The sequence below is a fragment of the Microbacterium shaanxiense genome, assembly GCF_054779995.1.
The window spans coordinates 666456-685858 of sequence record NZ_BAAGXE010000001.1; the positions used below are offsets into that span (position 1 = coordinate 666456).

The following is a 19403-nucleotide window of genomic DNA, read 5'->3' on the forward strand; positions in this document are numbered from 1 at the left end:
CGTGGCTCCTCTTCTCCCTCGGCGTTGAGGGCTCATTGCCCCGGGTCAGGGCATCAGACGGCGGCGCCGGGACGGATCATCCCGACGTCGCTCCCACCGCCGAGGACGGCGAGGGGAAGTGCGTTGGACAGCGTCGCCAGATCGGCTTCGTTCAGCGCTCCAGCGCGAGCGAGCAGCGTCGCGGCGACGATCGTGAGCGCTCGGGCGCTGCCGTCGAGCAACTTGAGCGCGACGGTCGTACCGTCGGGAGCGACCATGACGGTGACGCCCTCTGCGCCGCTCTTGGCGAACACCCCGAGCGTCTCGATCGCGATCGTGTCCGGACGACCGGGGCCCTCGATCGTCCAGGGGTTCTCCTTGACCGCTCTCACAAGGGTGCCTGCGACGCGATGCAGGGCGAAAGGGGAGCGCTCGGAGGCCGAACCGATGCGATGGATGGCGCGGCCCAGCCCGGCGAGCGTGATGGCGTGGACCGGTGCTCCGCAGCCGTCGACGGCTGTGTGCGCGATCTTCTCGCCGGTGAGACGTTCGACCACTTCACGTATGTGCGACTGCAGCGGATGCGCCGTGTGGAGGTATCCGTCGGTGGACCAGCCGGTCGCTACGCATGCGCGCAGCATCGCGGCATGCTTGCCAGAGCAGTTCATCCGGATGCGCGATGCGCTCCCGTGCTCGCGGATCAGTTCGTCGCGGCTCGCGGAATCACTCGGCCATGCGGGCGGGCATGCGAGGTCGTCCTCCGTCAGTCCACCCGCGGTCAGGATCTCGCGGACGACATCGGCGTGGCGGTCGGTGCCGGTATGGCTCGCGGTCGACATGGCGAGCTGGGCACCGCTCAGTTCGGCGCCGGCCGTGACGCAGGCCACCGCCTGGAGCGGCTTCAGGCTGGAGCGAGGAAGGATCAGCGCGTCCGGGTTCCCCAGCCGCTTGACGACGTCGCCGTCCGGTGTGAGCACGATCGCCGAACCGGCATGGCGGGATTCGATGAATCCGCTGCGTTCGACGACGGCGAGTTCGACAGCATCCGCGACAGTGAGAGTCTCCAGCACCCGTCCAGCCTAGCGCCGACGTCTTCGCCGGTGCCGAGCCGCACCGTGTCAGACTGAGCGCATGACGATCGGCGAACATCGGTACGAACTCACCGCCACGTGGCAGGGCAATCGGGGAACCGGGACCAGCGGGTACCGGGACTACTCCAGGGATGTCACGATCGAGATCGACGGCAAGCAGGACCTGCTGGCTTCAGCGGACAGACCCTTCAGAGGCGACCCCGCCCGTTGGAACCCGGAGGACCTGCTGATCGCGTCGCTCTCCGAGTGCCATCTGCTGTCGTATCTGCATGCGTGCGTGACTGCAGGGGTCGTCGTCGTGTCGTACCGCGACCGTGCGAGCGGCGTGATGCGCGAGGACGGAAAGGGCGGGGGAGCCTTCACCGATGTGCTGCTGCGGCCAGAGGTGGTCGTGGCCGAAGAGTCGATGATCGAGGCCGCCGAGCGCGCGCACGAGGACGCTCATCGGATGTGCTTCATCGCGAACTCGGTGAACTTCCCGGTCCGCCATGAGGCGAATGTCACCGCCGCTCGTGCGGAAGAGCCTGCTTGATCTTCTCGATCGGACCCTGGGCGGGCGGCTCGTTGTACACGCCGGCGAGCTCCTGACCGCTCAACGCGTGGATGGCCGTCATGATCTGGTCGGTCGCGAGTCTCCTGGCCTTGCCGCTGCCGGCCGTGCCGTGCACCGTCACGTCGATCGGTTCGCCGAAGCGCACGGTGATCCGCTCGCTCAGCGACGGCATCCTGGCGCCCTTGGGCATGGCCCGGTCAGTGCCGATGAGTCCGACCGGTACCACGGGTGCTCCGGTCTGCAGGGCGAGGAAGGCCACTCCAGTGCGGCCCTTGTACAGGCGACCGTCCGTTGAGCGGGTGCCTTCCGGATAGAGCGCGACCGCGAGCCCCTGGTCGAGAAGCCGCCGCTGCTGGTCCAGCGCGTCGAGTGCGGCCTGCCCTGCACCTCGATTCACCGCGATGGCACCGATGGACTGGAAGAAGGTGCGCATGACCGCTCCCTTGAACCCCGTCCCCTCGAAGTACGACGACTTGGCGAGGAAGTGCACGGGGCGAGGGGCGGCGACCGGTATCGCGATCGAGTCGATGAACGACAGGTGGTTGCTCGCGAAGATCACGGGACCGTCCAGGGGGACGTGATCGCGTCCCTCGACGTGCGGACGGTAGACGAGGCGGGCAAGCGATCCGATGATCGCCCGACCCAACGCATAGGTGGCCCCTGCCTTGCGGGGGACGGATGCCTCGTCGGCTGCCTGCTCCTGATCCGAGTCTTCGGTCGGCTCGGGCACGGCAGACTGCTCAGAGGTCATCAGATCAGGCTACTCCGCGATCCATGCCGCACATGGAATGAGACCGGCCCTGTTCCGAGCGCGTCGATCAGGCGCGCCTCTCAGCGCGAGCAAAGGCGAATACGACAGTATGGAGTGTCCCTCCCCACGATCATGAGGTCCCACCGTGCGCAATCGTCCGCTCATCGCTCTGTCCACCATCACCGTCGCGACCATGCTGTTGGCCGGATGCACGGGAACAGAGGGCTCGACAGGCGACGAGACCGAGACGCCATCTGCCGACCTCTGCTCGGCGGCAGTCGAGTCGGGTGACGCCTCGGACGGCGTCACCGTCGACGGCGATTTCGGCAGCGCGTCGACGGCGACGTTCGAGCTGGGACAGACGGTGGAGGCCGCGGAGCGCACAGTGGTCAGCGAGGGCGACGGCGACACGATCGCCGAGGGCGACTACGTCAGCTACGCACTGAGCGCATTCGACGGCGACACCGGCGAGCGCCTCGGCGATGCCGGCTATACGGACGGTGAGCTTCTTCCGGCCGCGCTCACGGCCGATGCGCCGCTCGGACAGCTCATCGGATGCGCGAGCGTCGGTTCGCGACTGTCGATCGTCTTCCCGACGACGGAGGACGCCGCAGCGCAGTACTACATCCTCGACGTGCTCGACATCGTGCCCACCGCGGCACGGGGGGAGGAGCAGGCTCCGGTCGCAGGCATGCCGGCGGTCACGCTCGACGACGACGGAGCACCGACGATCGAGATCCCGGATGCGGCCGCTCCCACCGAGGTGCAGATCTCGGTGCTCAAGCAGGGTGACGGCATCGCGGTCGGAGAGGGCGACACGACGCTGCTCCAGTACCACGGAGTGGGTTGGGAGAGCGGCGAGACGTTCGACTCCTCATGGGCCAACGGCGCGCCGATCACCAGCGAGGGCAACGGCTACGTGCCAGGATTCGTCCAGGCGCTGGCGGGGCAGAAGGTCGGCTCCCAGGTGCTGGTCGTCATCCCACCGGCCGCAGGGTACGGCGAGGGCGAGATCAACGAGGAAGACCTCAAGGGCCAGACGCTGGTCTTCGTGATCGACATCCTCGCGACGATGCACCCGGCCGCCGCATAAGCGACCGCCCTCACGGCGAAGGCCGTGCACGCGCAATAGGCTGACGGTATGCGTCGCATCATCGTCCTCGGCTCCACCGGTTCCATCGGCACTCAGGCACTGGATGTGATCCGCGCCAACCCTCGTCGGTTCGAACTGGTCGGACTCGCCGCAGGCAGCGATGCGGAGACGCTCGGCCGCCAGGCCGAGCAGTTCCAGGTCGAGGACACGGCGCTCGGCGCCGAACAGGCAGAGCAACTGGTGCGAGACGTCGAGGCCGACGTGGTGCTCAACGCGATCACGGGCTCCATCGGGCTCGGATCGACCCTCGCGGCGTTGAAGGCAGGACGAACGCTCGCCCTCGCCAACAAGGAGTCGCTGATCGTCGGTGGCGACCTGGTGAAGTCGGCAGCCGCCGAGGGGCAGATCGTGCCGGTCGACTCCGAGCACTCCGCGCTCGCTCAGGCGCTGCGCTCCGGGACGCATTCCGAGATCAGGCGACTGGTGGTCACAGCATCCGGCGGGCCGTTCCGTGGACGCCGGCGCGACGAGATGACGAAGATCACGCCAGCCGAGGCGCTCGCGCACCCGACCTGGGCGATGGGGCGCATGGTCACGACCAACTCCGCCACACTGGTCAACAAGGGCCTCGAGGTCATCGAGGCGCATCTGCTCTTCGACGTCGACTACGAAGACATCCAGGTGGTCGTGCACCCGCAGTCGATCGTCCACTCGATGGTCGAGTTCATCGATGGCTCCACGATCGCCCAGGCGTCCCCGCCCGACATGCGTCTGCCGATCTCCTTGTCGCTGGACTGGCCGCACCGGATCGGCGGGGTCGGTCGTCCACTGGACTGGACGAAGGCCGGCAGCTGGGACTTCGAGCCGCTCGACGACGCGGCGTTCCCGTCCGTGGCCCTGGCCAAGAGCGTGGGGCGCGCCGGCGGCACGTTCCCCGCGGTCTTCAACGCGGCGAACGAGCAGGCGGTGGACGCGTTCCACGAGGGTCGGCTGTCGTTCCTCGGCATCGTCGACACGATCGCGAGGGTGGTCGACGCCCATGAAGCGCCCGACCGGCTCACCGTGGAGTCGCTGGCCGAGGCCGAGGCCTGGGCGCGGGCGACAGCGGATCGTCTGATCGCGCGGCAGTGACGTCTCGTCCGACTCAGTCGGGGTACGGCACCGGCCAGTGCGGCTCTGGCACAGGCCATCCGGCGTCGCGCAGCGCACGGCGGGCGAGCTCGCGCGCCGAGTACGGGGTGCGCACGCCGCGGATGTCGCGGTAGTCCTGGTGGCCGGGGCCGGCCCAGAGGATCGCATCGCCGTCGCCGACGAGGCCGACCGCGGCGATGATCGCCTTCTCCGGCGGGGAGTACTCGTGGATATCCGCATCCGGACGTGCCATCCGCGCGCCCTCGATGAGTGTGGCGCGGATCGACTCCGGGTCTTCGAAGCGCGGATGGTGGTCGGTGACGACGAGGATGTCGCTGCCCATGACGGCCGTACGGCCCATGTCGTGGCGCTTGGTGGCGTCGCGGTCGCCGTCGGCTCCGAACAGCATCAGCGTGCGCCCAGGAGTGACGCGACGGATCGCGGCGAGGGTCTTCTCGAACGCATCGGGTGAGTGCCCGAAGTCGACGAACACGGCGGGGCCGCTGTCGCCGGACACGAGCTCGGTGCGCCCCGGCAGGTACGCTTCGATGCGTCCGTCGCGCTCGAGGGCCGCGGTGATGCGCTCCCAGTCGTATCCGCCCTCGAGCAGCATGACGATCGCGAGGGCGGCGTTGGCCGCCATGTGCGGACCGATCACCGGTACGACCGTGGTGAGGGTGCGCCCCTCCGGGCCGGTCATCGTGAAACGAGTACCGCGCTGACGCTCCTCGTCGATCGTGACCACCCAGTCCGCGCCGGCCGCGACGGACGCATCGGCGGCGATCGCGGGGGTGCCCACGGTGACGACGGGGACCTCGGCGGCGGCGACCACGTCGACGCCGGAGGCGGAGTCGAGGCAGATCACGGCGCGCCTGGAGCGGTCCGGCTTGAACAGGGGGAGCTTCGCAGCGAAGTACTCCTCCATGTCGGCGTAGTCGTCGAGGTGGTCGTGACTGAGGTTCGTGAAGCCGGCGACGTCGAACACGAGCCCGTCGACGCGCTTGCGCGACAGGGCCTGCGCGCTCACCTCGACGGCGACGGCTTCGACCTCGCGCTCGCGCATGAGCGCGAGGAGTGCGTGCATCTCAGACGCCTCGGGCGTGGTCAGTCTGGAGACGATGACCTCGCCGGCGATGTGCCGCTCGGCGGTGGAGGAGAGCCCGGTGACGACGCCGAGCTGGTCGAGGATGCCCTCCAGCAGGTGAGAGACGCTCGTCTTGCCGTTCGTGCCCGTGGTCGCGAACAGCAGCGGCAGGTCGTCCTCGGCTCCGGTGCCGTAGACCCAGGCGCTGAGCGCACCCAGCACGCCACGCGGATCGTCGACGATCACGATCGGCAGACCGATGTTGCCCGCGATGTCGGCGCCGGCTTCATCCGTGATGATGGCGACGGCGCCCTTCTCCGCGGCGGCGGGAGCGAACACCGCTCCGTGCTGATTCACGCCCTGGATGGCGACGAACGCCTCTCCGGCGCGGAGATCGGCGGTCGCGAGAGTGATGCCGGTGAGGATGACCCCGCTGGTGTCGCCGCGGGTGGCGGTGGCGAAGCGGGCGGCGAGATCCGTCAGATTCCGCTGTGGCGGAGCATCGGGGCGGAGCACGGGAGGAAGGCTGGGCTGTGTGGTCGACATGGCACCACAATGATCTCACGAGCGGCTGCGAGGGACGCGCTCAGGCACGCCTCTCGCAGCCGCACGATGGGTCAGGCCGCGCGTCGGTACGCGAGCACCGCGACCACGAGGGCGGCGATGCCGGCCAGCAGTCCTGCGCCGCCGACGATCGTGCCCACCGGGGATGAGTCGGATGTCTGCTGCGACGTCTGCTCCTGGGCATCCGAGTGGCCGGCGTGCGCGGCATCCGCTGCGCTCTCGCCGCTCGCATCGACGGTCACCACCGGCGCGGGCGATTCGAGATCGTGCGGGTCGGCGCCGTCCTCGGCGATCTCGACCCATTCGTTCACTCCGCTCTCGCAGGTCTGCTCCACGGGGAATGCCAGTGACTCCGGGGCGTCGTCGGCGATCTGCACCGCCATGCTCGCGACGCCCTGAAGCCCGGTCGGGATCGGGGAGAGTGCGGTGTAGGTGACGGCCGAGACGAGACCGTTGTCTGCGCGCTCGATCGCGATGTCCCAGTTGCTGTCGACGGTCGGGGAGACCGACGCCAGCCCCTCTGGCATCGTGATCCGCAGTGCGGTGGTCGGTGATTCCTCGCAACCGTGGGTGAACGCGAAGTTCAGCACAGCGGAGGCGCCAGGTGCGACGGCGTCGGGGCTGACTCCGACATGGGCCTGGGCCGCGGCGGGCGCGGCGAGGACAAGACCGGTGGCGAGGGCGGCGATGACGACGCCGCGACGGGTGATTCGGGACATGAGTTTCTCCTGTGTTCCTGTGCAGATCAGATTCTGCGTGCGGGCGCGCCGACGGCGCGTTGGATCCGCGGATGGATGCCGTGAGCAGGTGTGGCCTCGGACGGCGTTGAGCACGTGCGGCTGATCAGCCGCGGGAGAAGACGGGTGGCCCGCGCAGCGAGATGTCACCGGTGCGGATGCTCGAGACGAATCGACGCGCCGAGGTGGCGATCGAAGCAGGCGGCAGCCAGCCGGTGTGCAGCCGCGGCATCCGTGCGCGCAGCGCCGCTCGCACCCAGTCCCTGATGAGACGCAGAAGGCGTTCGCCCCGCCAGAGCATCGCGACCGTGACAGCGGCGGCGATGACGTGGGCGCCGAGCATGCCGGCGTCAGGGGCGACTGTCGACGAGAGCGGGTCCAGGATGAGGACATGGTGGTGGCCCGTCGCCGCTGTGGGCGATGCTGTGGCGCCGAGCGCGACGAAGAGGACGTGGAAGATCGTCTGCGAGACAGCGACCGCAGCGCTCAGGCGGCCGACGCGAGACGTTCGTCCGACCAGCAGTGCCGCGAGCGGTGTCAGGAACACGCTCAGAGCGATCACGAGCAGAGGGTGCGGGGGAGCCCCGCCGCCGATCGTGTGCGAGACGGCGGCGATGATCGTCGCGATCGACGATGCGGCGGCTCCACGGAGGAGTCGCAGCTGCCGAGAGGTCACGACTCCACCCTATGCGGCGGATTCCTAGTCCGCGCGCAGTAGCGTGGGGACGTGGAAATCCTGCTGTACATCGCCGGCATCCTGTTCATGCTGGTCGGACTCGGTCTGTCGATCGGTCTGCACGAGATCGGACATCTCGTGCCCGCCAAGCTCTTCGGTGTGCGCGTGGGGCAGTACATGATCGGTTTCGGTCCGCGCCTGTGGTCGAAGAAGATCGGCGAGACGGAGTACGGATTCAAGATGCTGCCGCTCGGCGGCTTCATCTCGATGTCCGGAATGTACCCGGCATCCGATGGCAAGCCCGTGCGCGGGCTGTTCCGCACGCTCGTCCAGGACGCCCGTTCGGCGAACGACGAGACGATCGCGGAGGGCGCGGAGGAACGCGTCTTCTACAGACTGCCGATGTGGAAGCGGATCGTCGTGATGCTCGGCGGTCCGGTCATGAACCTGATCCTCGCCGTCATCATCTTCACGGTGCTCGCATCGGGTATCGGGCTGCAGCAGGGCACGACGACGATCGCCGGGGTCAACGAGTGCGTGCTGCCCGCCGGCACGTCGCAGACCGAGTGCGAAGCGGGCGATCCGGCGACGCCGGCCGCGGAGGCAGGCCTGCTCCCGGGGGATGTGCTGGTCTCGGTGGGCGGAACGCCCGTGTCGACGTTCGCAGAGGCGACCGAGATCGTGCAGGCGGCTCCGGGGGAACGCCTCGACCTGGTCGTGCTGCGAGACGGTGAGCGTGTCGATCTGACCATCACGCCCATCCGTGCCGAGCGGGAATTGACGGATGCGTCAGGGCAGCCGCTGCTCGATGAGGACGGCACGCAGATCGTCGCCGAGGTCGGTTACGTCGGAATGCTGTCTCAGATGGGCTACGTGCCGCAGCCGATCGGTGTCGGTCCGGAGCTCGCCGGCGAGAACGTCGGGCGGGTGGTCGGCCTGATCGCGACCCTGCCGGTGAAGCTGTGGGACGTCGGGGTGTCGCTGTTCACCGGGTCCGACCGGGATCCCGACGGTCCACTGAGCGTGGTCGGTGTCGGCCGCCTCGCAGGTGAGGTCGCGGCGACGGACGCTCCTGTGCTGAACAGGTTCGTCGTGCTGCTCAACCTGCTGGGGTCGCTCAACATCGCGCTCTTCGTCTTCAACCTGATCCCGCTGCTGCCGCTGGACGGCGGACACGTCGTCGTGGCCCTGTGGGACGGGATACGGCGCGCCTGGGCGAAGCTGTTCCGCCGACCGCCTCCCGCTCCTGTGGACGCCACGCGGCTCGTGCCGCTCACGGTGGTCGTCGCGGTGCTGCTGATCGGGATGGGTGCACTGCTGATGATCGCGGATGTCGTGAACCCGGTGGATCTGCTCGGGTAGCGTTCCGGGATGCCGCTCCGCGGCGGGAGCGTATGGTCGCGCCAGGAATCGCTCTGGTGGTGGTGAACACGCAGGGTGTCGCGTGCATCGTGCGAACGGTGCGCCCGAGTGCTCGACTCGTCCTCCACAGACCGGCCATATCGGGTGGTTCTCCACGGTTCGTTAATATCCCCTGATCTGGGGTTTGAATGTCGGTGGCCCTGGGTTGAATGGGGGTATGAGATCACTGGTGCAGGAGTTGGAGGGCGTCGATCGGTTGTTGGCCGAGGCGATGGGTTCTTCTGCTGCGGGCGATGGTCTGCGTTTCGCCGGTGATGCGGAGTTGTTGGATGCGATCCGAGTGTTGGGTCGGGTGCTGCGGCGTGTGGACGGTGCGGTGGTGGCGGTCACGGAGCGGATCGCGGGGCGGGATCAGTGCGAGCGGGACGGGCGGTTGTCGACGCGGGCGGGATGCCGGGACGCGGCCGACGTGTTGCGGCGCACGCTGCTCGTGGACGGGCCGACCTCGCGGCGGTTCGTGGCGGCGGCGGGGGCCGTGCACCGGGATGCGGGTCTCACCTCGGGTGGGGTGTTGCCGGGGAAGTTTCCGGAGTTGGCGGCGGCGCTCGCGGACGGGGTGTTGTCGGTGGGCGGGTTTCTTGCGTGCACGACCCCGTTGTTGAAGGCGTCTCGGATCGGGGCCGCGGACCGGTGGGCGGCGGATGCGGTGCTCGCACGCTTCGCCTGCGGGCTGCCGTTGGACGGCTCGGCGTCCGGGGAGCGGGCGCCGGCGCCGACGACGGATGAGCTTGCCGCTCTTGCGGCGCATATCGTGGCGCGGTTGGATCCGGATGGGGCGGAGCCCTCGGATCGGGCAGGGAAGCGGCGCCGGCATTTCACGATCGGGAAACTGCGGGACGGGTCCGTGCCGGTGCGGGGAGAGTTGTTGCCCGAGGTCGCGGCGCAGTTGCAGAAACTCGTCGACGCGCTGATGAACCCGAAAGCCGAAGACAAAGCCTCCGGCTCCACGGTGCGCTTCCGTCCCTCCGATGCTGACGGTGACGGAGAACGCGGCGACAGCGACCGCGACAGAGACAGGGACACCGACTTCGCGGCGAAGTACTCCAGTGACAGCACCGAGTACGGGGCGGAGGAGTTTTCGGATCGTGCCGATGGGCTCGAACCGCACAAGGCGAAATCGCCGCCTGTGGAGTCGGCGGACATGCGCACGCACGCGCAGAAACGACACGACGCGCTCGCGACGGTCTTGATGATCGCTGCCGCGTCCGGGGGCATGCCGACACTGGGCGGTGCCGCGCCGACGCTGGTCGTGTCCGTCACCGCCGCCGACTTCGCCCACCGCACCGGGCGGGCCAGGGTCGAAGGCGCCGGATACGACGTGCCCCTCGGCGCGGCCGACCATGCCGGGTGCGCCGGGGGTGTCCAACGGGTCCTGTTCGATGAGAAGGGGGCGATCGTGGGCATCGGCACCAGGGCGCGGTTGTTCAACGTGACCCAACGGCGCGCGATCGTGCTCAGAGACCGCGAATGCCTCATCCCCGGATGCGAGGTCCCCGCCGAATGGTGCGAGATCCACCATGTGGAAGAACACGCCCGCGGCGGACCGACGCATACGTCTAATGGGGTGCCTTTGTGCTGGCATCACCATCGCACCCTCGATGAAGGCATCTGGGAGATCCGGATGCGTGACGGGCTCCCCGAGATCCGCGGCCCCGGATGGTGGGACCCCTACGCCAAATGGCGCTCACCCCACCTCGACTACACAGCCGTCGACGAAGCCCTCGACACCGAACACCAAGGAGAACGAGAACCCGCATGGAACACGTGGTGACGGGTCTTCGAGTCGTTGATCAGGCGAATGCGTCGCTGATCAGACGCTCCAGCGTGCGGATGCCGTCTCGGGACAGGATCGACTCGAGATGGCCCTGCACCGATGCGAACGACGGGCCGCGCAAGGCGTAGACATCGCCCGTCACAGGGTCTGCGGACACTTCGGCTGAACCTGCGACCTTCGTCCCTGGCGTCACTCGAGCCGTGAAGGTGTTGTAGAAGCCGATCGATGCGTCCTCGCCGAACACCGGCACGACCTTCTGCAGTCCTTGGTGCGGCGTCGTGAGCGGTGCGAGTTCTATGCCGAAGCTGTCTGCCAGGATCTGATGGCTGAGGCACACGGCGAGAAGAGGCGCACCGGCTGCCAGCCGACGCGCGACGATCTCGCGCATGCGCGACACCCGGAAGATGCTCTCGTCGCGAGGGTCACCCGGTCCGGGTCCGGCGACCAGCAACTCGGCGGCGTCGACGTCCGCATCGGAGACGTCGCTCCACGGCACGATCGTCGCGTCGAGTCCGAGGTGGCGCAGCTGATGGGCGAGCATCGTCGTGAAGCGATCCTCCGCGTCGATGACGAGCGCCCGGCGCCCGGCGAACGGCCCCGCGGAACCGTCCTCCTGAGGGTTCAGCCAGAACTCCGCGAGGCGCGAGTTGCGCGAACTCAGCAGCTCGGCGACGTCGGGATCGTCGGCAAGGGTCGTCTCGGCGGCGGGGGCATCCGGATCGATCTTGGTCTCGGCCACGACGTCGCGTGCGATCGCACCGATCGCGCCGAGCACACCGGCAGCTTTGCCGTGGGTCTCGCTGACCTCACCGAACGGATCCGAGTGACGCACGAGCGTGGCTCCGACCGGCACGCGGAGCTCACCGTTCTCCAGGTACACCGTCCTGATCAGGATCGGAGCGTCGACGTCGTGGCCGCCGTCGGCGTTCGGCGTGAACAACGCAGCGACACCGGAGTAGTAGCCGCGCGGCCTCGTCTCGTGCCGGCGGATCACCGAACAGGCGTTCTGCATCGGGGAGCCCGTGACCGTCGGAGCGAACATGGTCTCGCGGAGGATGTCGCGCGGATCGAGCCTGCTCCGACCGCGCAGCATGTACTCCGTGTGCGTGAGCCGCGACATCTGCTTCAGATGCGGGCCCGTGATCCGACCGCCGTCCGAGCAGACCGCGCTCATCATCTTCAGCTCCTCGTCCACCACCATGAAGAGCTCCTCGGTCTCCTTGGTGGAGGAGAGGAACTCGACCAGTGTGTCCTTCGTGGCCCCGCCTGCGGGGTGACGGAACGTCCCGGAGATCGGATTCATCGTCACGATGCCGTCACGCGCGACGACGTGCGCTTCCGGACTCGCCCCGACGGCGATGTGACCGGGCGTGATGACGGCGAAGGTCCAGTAGGCGCCGCGCTCGTGCGTCAGCAGGGCTCGGAACCAGGTGAGCGCGGCCGTCCGCTCCGCACGGTGGGCATCGCCCGCACCGAGGTCGATCCTGGCGGTGTAGTCGCGGCGGATGACGAAGTTCGCCCCTTCGCCACGACCGATCTCATCGGCGATCACCCGCGTCACGATCTCGGCGTAATCCTCATCGCTGATGTCGAAACCGGCATCCTTCAACGGGACGGTGTCCTGGGGCAGCGACTCCGCGACTTCGTGAAGGGGAAGATGCTCGTGCCGGTCGACGATCAGGCACCGCAGGGGAGTGCCATCGTCCTGCGCCTCGAAGCCGCGCTCGCGCACCTGCCGATACGGAACCATCGCGAAGACCTCACGCGGGATCCCATCGGCGGAGAGCGGGATGTCTGCGAGCAGATCGACGTCCTCGACGTCTCCGGTGAGCACCTCGACATTCTGAGCGCCGTCGCGAGCGATCAGCACGAAGGACGCGTCAGGGTCCTGAACGAGTGCGTCGAGCAGGGCTGCGGTATCGGTCATCGATGTCTCCTGTGCAGGGCTCCGGCTCGGCTCACGAAAAGACCGCCCCGGAGGCGGTCTGGATTCGTGGGAACGCGAACACACCGCCTAAGAGGCGGGCCACCAGATGAAGTTCGCGAGCATGCGCCGAAACTATCACAGTGCGGCAGCCCGCTCAGACGTCGCGGCATCCGAAACCGGCCCGCATGGAGCCGGGTTCCAGCCTCCGACGACCCGGGCGGCGTAACCTGGTCTTGTGCCTGCAGTGAATCTTGGGATGCCGCGCGTCCCCGAAGTCCTGAGTCCCCGACGCAAGTCCCGGCAGATCAGCGTCGGAAAGGTGCTCGTCGGTGGCGATGCGCCCGTGAGCGTCCAGTCGATGACCACGACGAAGACGACCGACATCAACGCCACGCTCCAGCAGATCGCCGAGCTCACCGCCTCCGGCTGCGAGATCGTGCGCGTCGCGGTTCCGCACCAGGACGACGCGGATGCGCTGAAGATCATCGCGATGAAGAGCCAGATCCCGGTGATCGCCGACATCCACTTCCAGCCGCGCTACATCTACACCGCCATCGACGCCGGCTGCGGCGCCGTGCGTGTCAACCCGGGCAACATCCGCGAGTTCGACGGCAACGTCGGCAAGATCGCCGAGGCGGCGAAGGCTGCCGGAGTCTCGCTCCGCATCGGTGTGAACGCCGGTTCGCTCGACAAGCGCATCCTGCAGAAGCACGGCAAGGCCACTGCGGAGGCACTCGTGGAGAGCGCCGTGTGGGAGGCGTCCTTGTTCGAGGAGCACGACTTCCACGATTTCAAGATCTCGGTCAAGCACAACGACCCGGTCGTGATGGTCAAGGCCTACCGTCTGCTCGCCGAGCGCGGCGACTGGCCGCTGCACCTCGGCGTCACCGAGGCCGGACCCGCCTTCCAGGGCACGATCAAGTCGGCGACCGCGTTCGGCATCCTGCTCTCCGAGGGCATCGGCGACACGATCCGCGTCTCGCTGTCGGCCCCGCCGGCAGAAGAGGTCAAGGTCGGCCACCAGATCCTGCAGTCGCTGAACCTGCGCGAGCGCAAGCTCGAGATCGTCTCCTGCCCCTCGTGCGGCCGTGCGCAGGTCGACGTGTACACGCTGGCAGACAACGTGACCGAAGGCCTCAAGGACATGACGGTCCCGCTGCGCGTCGCCGTGATGGGGTGCGTTGTGAACGGCCCAGGTGAAGCACGCGAAGCCGACCTCGGCGTGGCGTCCGGCAACGGGAAGGGCCAGATCTTCGTCAAGGGCGAGGTCATCAAGACGGTCCCTGAGGCTGACATCGTCGCGACCCTGATCGAGGAGGCGAACCGCATCGCCGCCGAGATGGGGCCCGAGGCGCCGCTCGGCACCGCGCAGGTCGTCACGGCGTGATGCGCTCATGACGCTGATCACGGTGGAAGGCCGCGGCGAGCGGCATCTGCGCGCAGAGAGGGCGACGCTGACGGCACAGGTCGCGGTCGCGTATCGCGATCGCGCCGAGTCCATCGCGCAGGGCACGGCGGTGCACACCCGGATCGCACACCATGTCGCGCAGCTGCGGGAATCGGGTGCCGCCACGTGGCACTCGGTCGACCCGCTCGCCACGAACGTGCGCACGTGGTCGGACAAGGACGGCAAGAAGCACCAGGATCACGTCACGAGCGGCACGGTTCGAGTCAAGCTCGGCCGGCTCGCGCTCGTCGCGGATGCCGTCGCCGAGCTGAGCGCACTCGGCGCCACGGTCGCGACCTCCTGGGCGCTGACCGACGCGACCAAGCATCGTGTCACGAAAGAGCTCCGCACGGCCGCGGTGCACGACGCGCGTGCCAAGGCGGATGACTTCGCTGCGGCGCTCGGGTCCGACGTGAACAGCGTCGAGCGCATCACCGAGAAGGCCGATTACACACCTCAGGGCGGGCGCGGTGCTGCCGCGGGCCAGAGCGACGAACTCACGATTCCTGAGATCACCGTGCGCGTGAGCATCACGGGCGAATACGAGACCGACTGAAGAGGACATGATGGCTGAGACCGCACTTCCCGCTCCCGCGCAGGCATTCGTCGATGCGATCAACGACGCGGACACCGACGCGTTCGTCGGGGCCTTCGCACCCGATGGATTCGTGAGCGACTGGGGAACGGTCAAGAGTGGCCGGGACGGCGTCCGTGCCTGGGCCGACTCCGACGCCATCGGTGCCGGCGCGAAGATGACCGTGCTCTCCGCGGAGACCGAGGGCGACACGACGCGCATCCGATTCGGCTGGTCGAGCCGCGTGTTCAACGGCGAGTCCGACGGCATCTTCGTCGTCACCGGCGACCGACTGGCGAGCTTCACGATTCCGCCGGCTCACTGATGGCGGCGACGGAGGTCACGTTCGCGGCGGGTGCCGTCAGCGGCGAAGGCATCGTCACACGCATCGAGCGGACGCCGGAGGGCAGCGTCGTCGTCGTCGTGGACACCACGCCGTTCCATCCGGTGGACCACACCTGGCCGGATCAACCCGGGGATGCCGGTGTGCTGAGCTTCGGCGATGAGCATGCCACCGTCACCGAAGCGGTGATGGCTGCTCTCAGCGATGCGGGAGAGTTCGCCGTCGGGGCGGAGATCCCCGTCAAACGAGGAGCGGAGGGGTGGACCTGGCTCGTCGCCCACAGGCTCGACGGCGCGGCGCCGGACGGACTCGCGGAAGGCTCCACGGTTCGCCTCGATGTCGATTCCGACCGACGAGCGGGACTGAGCCGCGGGCACACCGCCTGCCATCTCGCCTCGTTGGCGCTGGATCTCGCAGTGGCTGATCTCTGGCGCAAGGAACCGGGCGTCGATGCCCTGGGCAATCCTGATTTCGAGGGACGTGCGAACCAGTCCAGCCGCATCCACGAAGACGGCAGCGTCGACGAGTACCGTCTCGGCAAGAGTCTGCGCAAGGCAGGTTTCGACACCGAGGTGTTCGCAGCGACGCTGGCGGCGCGTGAAGAGGCGATCAACGCGAAGCTCGCGGCATGGGTGGCGTCAGCAGCGCCGAGCAGTATCGAGATCGATGGGCCCCGCATCATCGATCTTCGGCGCTGGCGCTGCGATCTGCCCGACGGCGTGGCGGTGATCCCGTGCGGCGGCACGCACGTCGATGCACTGTCGGCGTTCTCGAGCATCCATGTCGCGCTCGACCTGTCGGATGCGCAGCTGCTGGTCATGAACACGTCGGCTGCTCCAGCCACGAAGTGACCCCGACCGCGTCAGAGGCTTCGGGTCATGAACACCGAGAGCGGGTCGTCGACATAGTCGGCGAACGGCCCGCACTCGATGAAGCCTTCGCTGGCGTACAGGGCTCTCGCTGCGGCGAATTCGTCTTCTGATCCCGTTTCGAGCGACAGCGAGGCGAGTCCCTCCGCCCGCGCGATGTCCACGACGTGCCGAAGCAGCGCGCGGCCGACTCCTCGTCCGCGCGCTGCATCGGTCGTCCTCATCGATTTCAACTCTCCACGGTGGGCGTCCAGGCGTTTCAGGGCGGCCATTCCGCCGAGCGTTCGATCGTTCCACGCGGTGAACATCGTCACGCCGGGCTCGCGCATCGCCGCGACATCGAGGGCGTGCACGCTCTCCGCGGGCGAAAGGCTCCGCATGTGCGTCAGATGCTCGATGACGAGCGCACGGATCGCGTCTCCGGTGAGATCGTCGGGACGGATGCGCCACATGTGGACATCGTCTCAGGGCCGTGTTTCGCGGATGTTGCGTCGTCCGCCGGCTGCACGCGTCGCGGGTGAGATCTCAGGTTTCCGCTGAGGACCGTGCATTCTCACGCGCCCGCCGTGCCCGTCGCGATTCCTTCGCCCGGGAGAGCGGGTACTTCTCGTCGAGGTGGGGCTCCAGATAGATCCGACGGATCGCGACGAGGATGATGTAGCCGCCGACCCAGTACCCGAGGAACAGCACCAGCCCCTGCGGGAACGTGAAGGCGACGAGCGTGAGCACGACGCCGACGCCGATGTACAGCCACCGCCACGCCCCGCTGATCCGGTCACGCGCAGCCTGCTGCTGCTCGGTACGGTCCTCCAGAGAGTCCACCCGGCTGCTCAGCGCCTCGCCGTCGATCTCGATGAAGAGATCCCGCACTGGCACGTGCAGGGCTTCGGCGACCAGCGAGAGGGTCTCCAGGCTCGCATCCTGACCCGCCTCCAGCCTCTGGACGGTGCGTATGCCCACGCCGCTCTCGTTCGCGAGCCGTTCCTGCGTCCAGCCCTGTGCCTGTCGGAGTCCGATGATTCGTGTCTTGTTCACGGAATTCATGCTCGCCTCACACCTCCCGCCGGCACCACGTCATGAACACGCCGGCATCCCGCCAACAGGCCGTCAACGACCCGCCACCGACCCGGCGAGCGCGAACTCCACCTCGCCCTTGCCGATGTCGGCACGGATCAGGTGCAATCGCACGGTGTCACCCGGCTTCGCGTTCGAAGGCAGGGGAGCGGATGCCGTCACCGCCGGGTCGGCGATCTGTATCGTCGCGCGATCCTCGCGGATCTCGATGATCGTCGCGTCGACCGTCGAACCGACCAGCGGTGCCAGCAGAGCAGCCTCCACGCGGTTGACGGTGTCGGCGTTCAGCCTGGAGGCGCGCCGGCCCGACTCCTGCATCAGCGCCGGCAACTGCTCGAGCGACTCGCGCGCCCAGGTCGGCACCTGCTCACCGCGAGACACCGCGAGGCAGATCGTGAGTGCCCAGCGATCCACGAGTCTCCGCAGGGGAGCGGTGGCGTGCGCGTAGGGCGCGGCGATCGCCGCCTGTTCGATGTCATCGGGGACCGAGCCGTCGAACGTCACATATCCTGCGCCGCGGAAGAGCGATGCCGCCGCTTCCAGGACCGGCTGCGTGAGGGGGTCGTCGCGATCGAGCGAGCGGAGATACTCGCCGTACTCGCCGCTCTTCCACGGCCTGCCCAGCGTCTCGGTCTGCAGGCGGAATGCGGTGAACGCCTTCTCATCCGGCTCCGGCATCGTGCGCAGCACGCCGACTCCGGCGTCGATCATGAGCGTCGCTGCGGCCATACCCGTCATGAGCGAGAGCTGCGCGTTCCAGTCCTCCAGGGGCAGCGGATGCCGGCGGTCGATGCCGTAGGTGCCGTCCTCTCGCTGGACGACCTCCGAATCGGGGAGGTTCAGGCTGGCGCCACCGCGCTGCGCTTCGAGCTTCTGACGCAGGCCGCCGATCACCGGAAGCAGCGACAGCGCGCTCTCCTCGCCGCGGTCGAGCGACTCCTGAGCGCTCTCGTAGTCGAGCTGCGCGCGGGAACGGATCAGAGCGCGTTCCAGCCGGAACTCTGAGACCGCTCCGGCCTCGTCCAGTTCGAACGTCCACACCAGGGCCGGCCGGTCCTGGTCGGGCAGCAGGGACGCGCGATCCTCGCTGAGCGCGCGCGGGTGCAGCGGTATCGACCCGTCAGCGGCGTACAGCGTCTGGCCTCGTTCACGGGCCGCCGCGTCCACAGCACCACCCGGCTCGACGAAGGCGGGAACGTCCGCGATCGCGTAGCGAACCTCGAAACCCGAACCGTTTCGGGCGAGGTGCATCGCCTGATCCAGATCTTTGGCGCCCAGCGGATCGAGCGTGACGAAGGGCACGTCTCGCAGATCGAGTTCGGGTTCCGGTGCGCTGGCGGCCTCGGCTTCGGCCACGGCCTCGGGCGAGAACTCGGTCGGCACGTCGAGGTCTTCGCGCAGCGCCGCGAGCGCGGCGGCGAGTTCGCTCTCGACGGCGGAAGGGGCGATGTGCGATCGACGCTGAGGCATGACTTCACCCTAAGCCGCCCCGCGTCCGCATCCACGGCATTAGCGTGGAGACATGACCGCTGCAGAGAAGGCTCAGAGCCTCGTCGCCCTTTACAACGCACCGGAGATCCTCCGTGTCGTCAACGTGTGGGATGTGATCTCGGCGAAGGCTGTCGCCGACGTCTCGCAGACCACCGCCCTTGCCACCGCCGGGCACTCGATCGCCGCGACCTTCGGGTACGCCGACGGCCAGATCCCGCGCGAGCTCATGCTGGACATGGTGGGCCGGATCGCGGCATCCACCGATCTTCCCGTGTCGGCGGATCTCGACGACGGTTACGACGACGCCGGCGAGACGACGCGTCTGGCGATCGCCGCCGGGATCGTCGGCGCGAACGTCGAGGACCGACTGAAGCCGCTCGCGGAGTCGGTCGCGGTGATGGAGGCGATCGTGAAGGCGGGTGAGGCCGAAGGCGTGCCGTTCGCGCTCAATGCGCGCACCGACGCGTTCGTCCGCGGGGGAGACCGACCGGTCGAGGAGAGCATCGCGGATGCCATCGAGCGCGGCCGTGCGTTCCTCGACGTCGGCGCGACCTGCGTCTTCGTCCCAGGCATCCTCGACGCCGACGTCACCCGGCAGCTCGTCGAGGGGATCGGCGAGCGCAAGATCAGCGTCATCGGCCTCCCCGGCGCCCTCACCGCCGCCGAGTACGAGGCGCTCGGCGTTGCGCGCATCTCGTACGGTCCGATGATCCAGCGCGTCGCGCTCACGGCGGTGCAGGACGTCGCGACCAGCCTGTATGCGGACGGCGTCATCCCCGCGAGCACCCGCGCGCTGAACTGATGGTCCGAGAACGAGTGACCA

At 68.2% G+C, this 19403-nt stretch carries 19 protein-coding genes; 10 read left to right on the top strand and 9 right to left on the bottom strand.

What is annotated here, in order from left to right; genetic code table 11:
- Window positions 1-53: 53 nt before the first annotated feature.
- The gene (locus ACYVG2_RS03075; RefSeq protein ID WP_460779624.1) at window positions 54-1049 is read right to left on the bottom strand and encodes an asparaginase; all 996 of its coding nucleotides are present in this window, start codon (window positions 1047-1049) and stop codon (window positions 54-56) included.
- A gap of 61 nt (window positions 1050-1110) precedes the next feature.
- Between ACYVG2_RS03075 and ACYVG2_RS03080 the strand changes: the two genes are divergently transcribed.
- Entirely contained in the window at window positions 1111-1602 is a 492-nt protein-coding gene (locus tag ACYVG2_RS03080; RefSeq protein WP_460779625.1) for an OsmC family protein, read from the top strand.
- Here the strand turns inward: ACYVG2_RS03080 and ACYVG2_RS03085 are convergent.
- Complete coding sequence (locus tag ACYVG2_RS03085; protein WP_460779626.1) at window positions 1571-2374, bottom strand: lysophospholipid acyltransferase family protein; 804 nt, start codon at window positions 2372-2374, stop codon at window positions 1571-1573. The two genes, ACYVG2_RS03080 and ACYVG2_RS03085, sit on opposite strands and share 32 nt — an antisense overlap.
- A 145-nt stretch (window positions 2375-2519) precedes the next feature.
- Between ACYVG2_RS03085 and ACYVG2_RS03090 the strand changes: the two genes are divergently transcribed.
- Together ACYVG2_RS03090 and dxr are read left to right on the top strand one after the other, a co-directional pair.
- Complete coding sequence (locus ACYVG2_RS03090) at window positions 2520-3467, top strand: FKBP-type peptidyl-prolyl cis-trans isomerase (protein ID WP_460779627.1); 948 nt, start codon at window positions 2520-2522, stop codon at window positions 3465-3467.
- Window positions 3468-3515: 48 nt separating this feature from the next.
- A complete protein-coding gene (gene dxr, locus ACYVG2_RS03095) occupies window positions 3516-4598 on the top strand; it encodes a 1-deoxy-D-xylulose-5-phosphate reductoisomerase (RefSeq protein ID WP_460779628.1) in 1083 nt (360 codons plus the stop codon).
- Between the two features lie 13 nt (window positions 4599-4611).
- Here dxr and ACYVG2_RS03100 read toward each other — a convergent pair whose 3' ends face one another.
- The 3 genes from ACYVG2_RS03100 to ACYVG2_RS03110 form a co-directional block, all read right to left on the bottom strand.
- On the bottom strand, window positions 4612-6228 hold the full coding sequence (locus ACYVG2_RS03100) for a Mur ligase family protein (protein ID WP_460779629.1): 1617 nt from the start codon (window positions 6226-6228) through the stop codon (window positions 4612-4614).
- 71 nt (window positions 6229-6299) lie between these two features.
- Entirely contained in the window at window positions 6300-6965 is a 666-nt protein-coding gene (locus ACYVG2_RS03105; RefSeq protein ID WP_460779630.1) for a YcnI family copper-binding membrane protein, read from the bottom strand.
- 124 nt (window positions 6966-7089) lie between these two features.
- Window positions 7090-7659: a hypothetical protein gene (locus tag ACYVG2_RS03110; RefSeq protein WP_460779631.1), complete on the bottom strand. Its 570-nt coding sequence runs from the start codon at window positions 7657-7659 to the stop codon at window positions 7090-7092.
- A 51-nt stretch (window positions 7660-7710) separates the two neighbouring features.
- Here ACYVG2_RS03110 and ACYVG2_RS03115 point away from each other — a divergent pair, with 51 nt between their 5' ends.
- Window positions 7711-9021, top strand: a complete 1311-nt coding sequence (locus tag ACYVG2_RS03115; RefSeq protein ID WP_460779632.1) for a M50 family metallopeptidase — start codon at window positions 7711-7713, stop codon at window positions 9019-9021.
- Between the two features lie 217 nt (window positions 9022-9238).
- Window positions 9239-10852, top strand: coding sequence for an HNH endonuclease signature motif containing protein (locus ACYVG2_RS03120; protein WP_460779633.1), 1614 nt, complete (start codon window positions 9239-9241; stop codon window positions 10850-10852).
- Window positions 10853-10871: 19 nt separating this feature from the next.
- Here the strand turns inward: ACYVG2_RS03120 and ACYVG2_RS03125 are convergent, their stop codons facing one another.
- Window positions 10872-12782, bottom strand: coding sequence for an anthranilate synthase family protein (locus ACYVG2_RS03125; RefSeq protein WP_460779634.1), 1911 nt, complete (start codon window positions 12780-12782; stop codon window positions 10872-10874).
- Between the two features lie 235 nt (window positions 12783-13017).
- On the opposite strand from ACYVG2_RS03125, the gene ispG reads away from it, so the two are divergent.
- Genes ispG through ACYVG2_RS03145 form a run of 4 tightly spaced genes read left to right on the top strand, consistent with a single transcriptional unit; the run spans window position 13018 to window position 15997 of the window.
- Entirely contained in the window at window positions 13018-14169 is a 1152-nt protein-coding gene (ispG, locus tag ACYVG2_RS03130; protein ID WP_448965302.1) for a flavodoxin-dependent (E)-4-hydroxy-3-methylbut-2-enyl-diphosphate synthase, read from the top strand.
- Between the two features lie 7 nt (window positions 14170-14176).
- The gene (locus tag ACYVG2_RS03135; RefSeq protein ID WP_460779635.1) at window positions 14177-14785 is read left to right on the top strand and encodes an SIMPL domain-containing protein; all 609 of its coding nucleotides are present in this window, start codon (window positions 14177-14179) and stop codon (window positions 14783-14785) included.
- Window positions 14786-14795: 10 nt separating this feature from the next.
- Window positions 14796-15128: a nuclear transport factor 2 family protein gene (locus ACYVG2_RS03140; protein WP_460779636.1), complete on the top strand. Its 333-nt coding sequence runs from the start codon at window positions 14796-14798 to the stop codon at window positions 15126-15128.
- Entirely contained in the window at window positions 15128-15997 is an 870-nt protein-coding gene (locus ACYVG2_RS03145; protein WP_460779637.1) for an alanyl-tRNA editing protein, read from the top strand. The genes ACYVG2_RS03140 and ACYVG2_RS03145 overlap by 1 nt, the downstream gene beginning before the upstream one ends.
- Window positions 15998-16008: 11 nt before the next feature.
- Here the strand turns inward: ACYVG2_RS03145 and ACYVG2_RS03150 are convergent, their stop codons facing one another.
- The 3 genes from ACYVG2_RS03150 to ACYVG2_RS03160 form a co-directional block, all read right to left on the bottom strand.
- Window positions 16009-16467, bottom strand: a complete 459-nt coding sequence (locus ACYVG2_RS03150; protein WP_460779639.1) for a GNAT family N-acetyltransferase — start codon at window positions 16465-16467, stop codon at window positions 16009-16011.
- A 73-nt stretch (window positions 16468-16540) separates the two neighbouring features.
- The gene (locus tag ACYVG2_RS03155; protein WP_460779640.1) at window positions 16541-17050 is read right to left on the bottom strand and encodes a helix-turn-helix domain-containing protein; all 510 of its coding nucleotides are present in this window, start codon (window positions 17048-17050) and stop codon (window positions 16541-16543) included.
- A gap of 72 nt (window positions 17051-17122) precedes the next feature.
- Window positions 17123-18559, bottom strand: a complete 1437-nt coding sequence (locus ACYVG2_RS03160; RefSeq protein ID WP_460779641.1) for an RNB domain-containing ribonuclease — start codon at window positions 18557-18559, stop codon at window positions 17123-17125.
- A 52-nt stretch (window positions 18560-18611) separates the two neighbouring features.
- Here ACYVG2_RS03160 and ACYVG2_RS03165 point away from each other — a divergent pair, with 52 nt between their 5' ends.
- Window positions 18612-19382, top strand: a complete 771-nt coding sequence (locus ACYVG2_RS03165) for an isocitrate lyase/PEP mutase family protein (RefSeq protein ID WP_460779642.1) — start codon at window positions 18612-18614, stop codon at window positions 19380-19382.
- Window positions 19383-19403 lie beyond the last annotated feature (21 nt).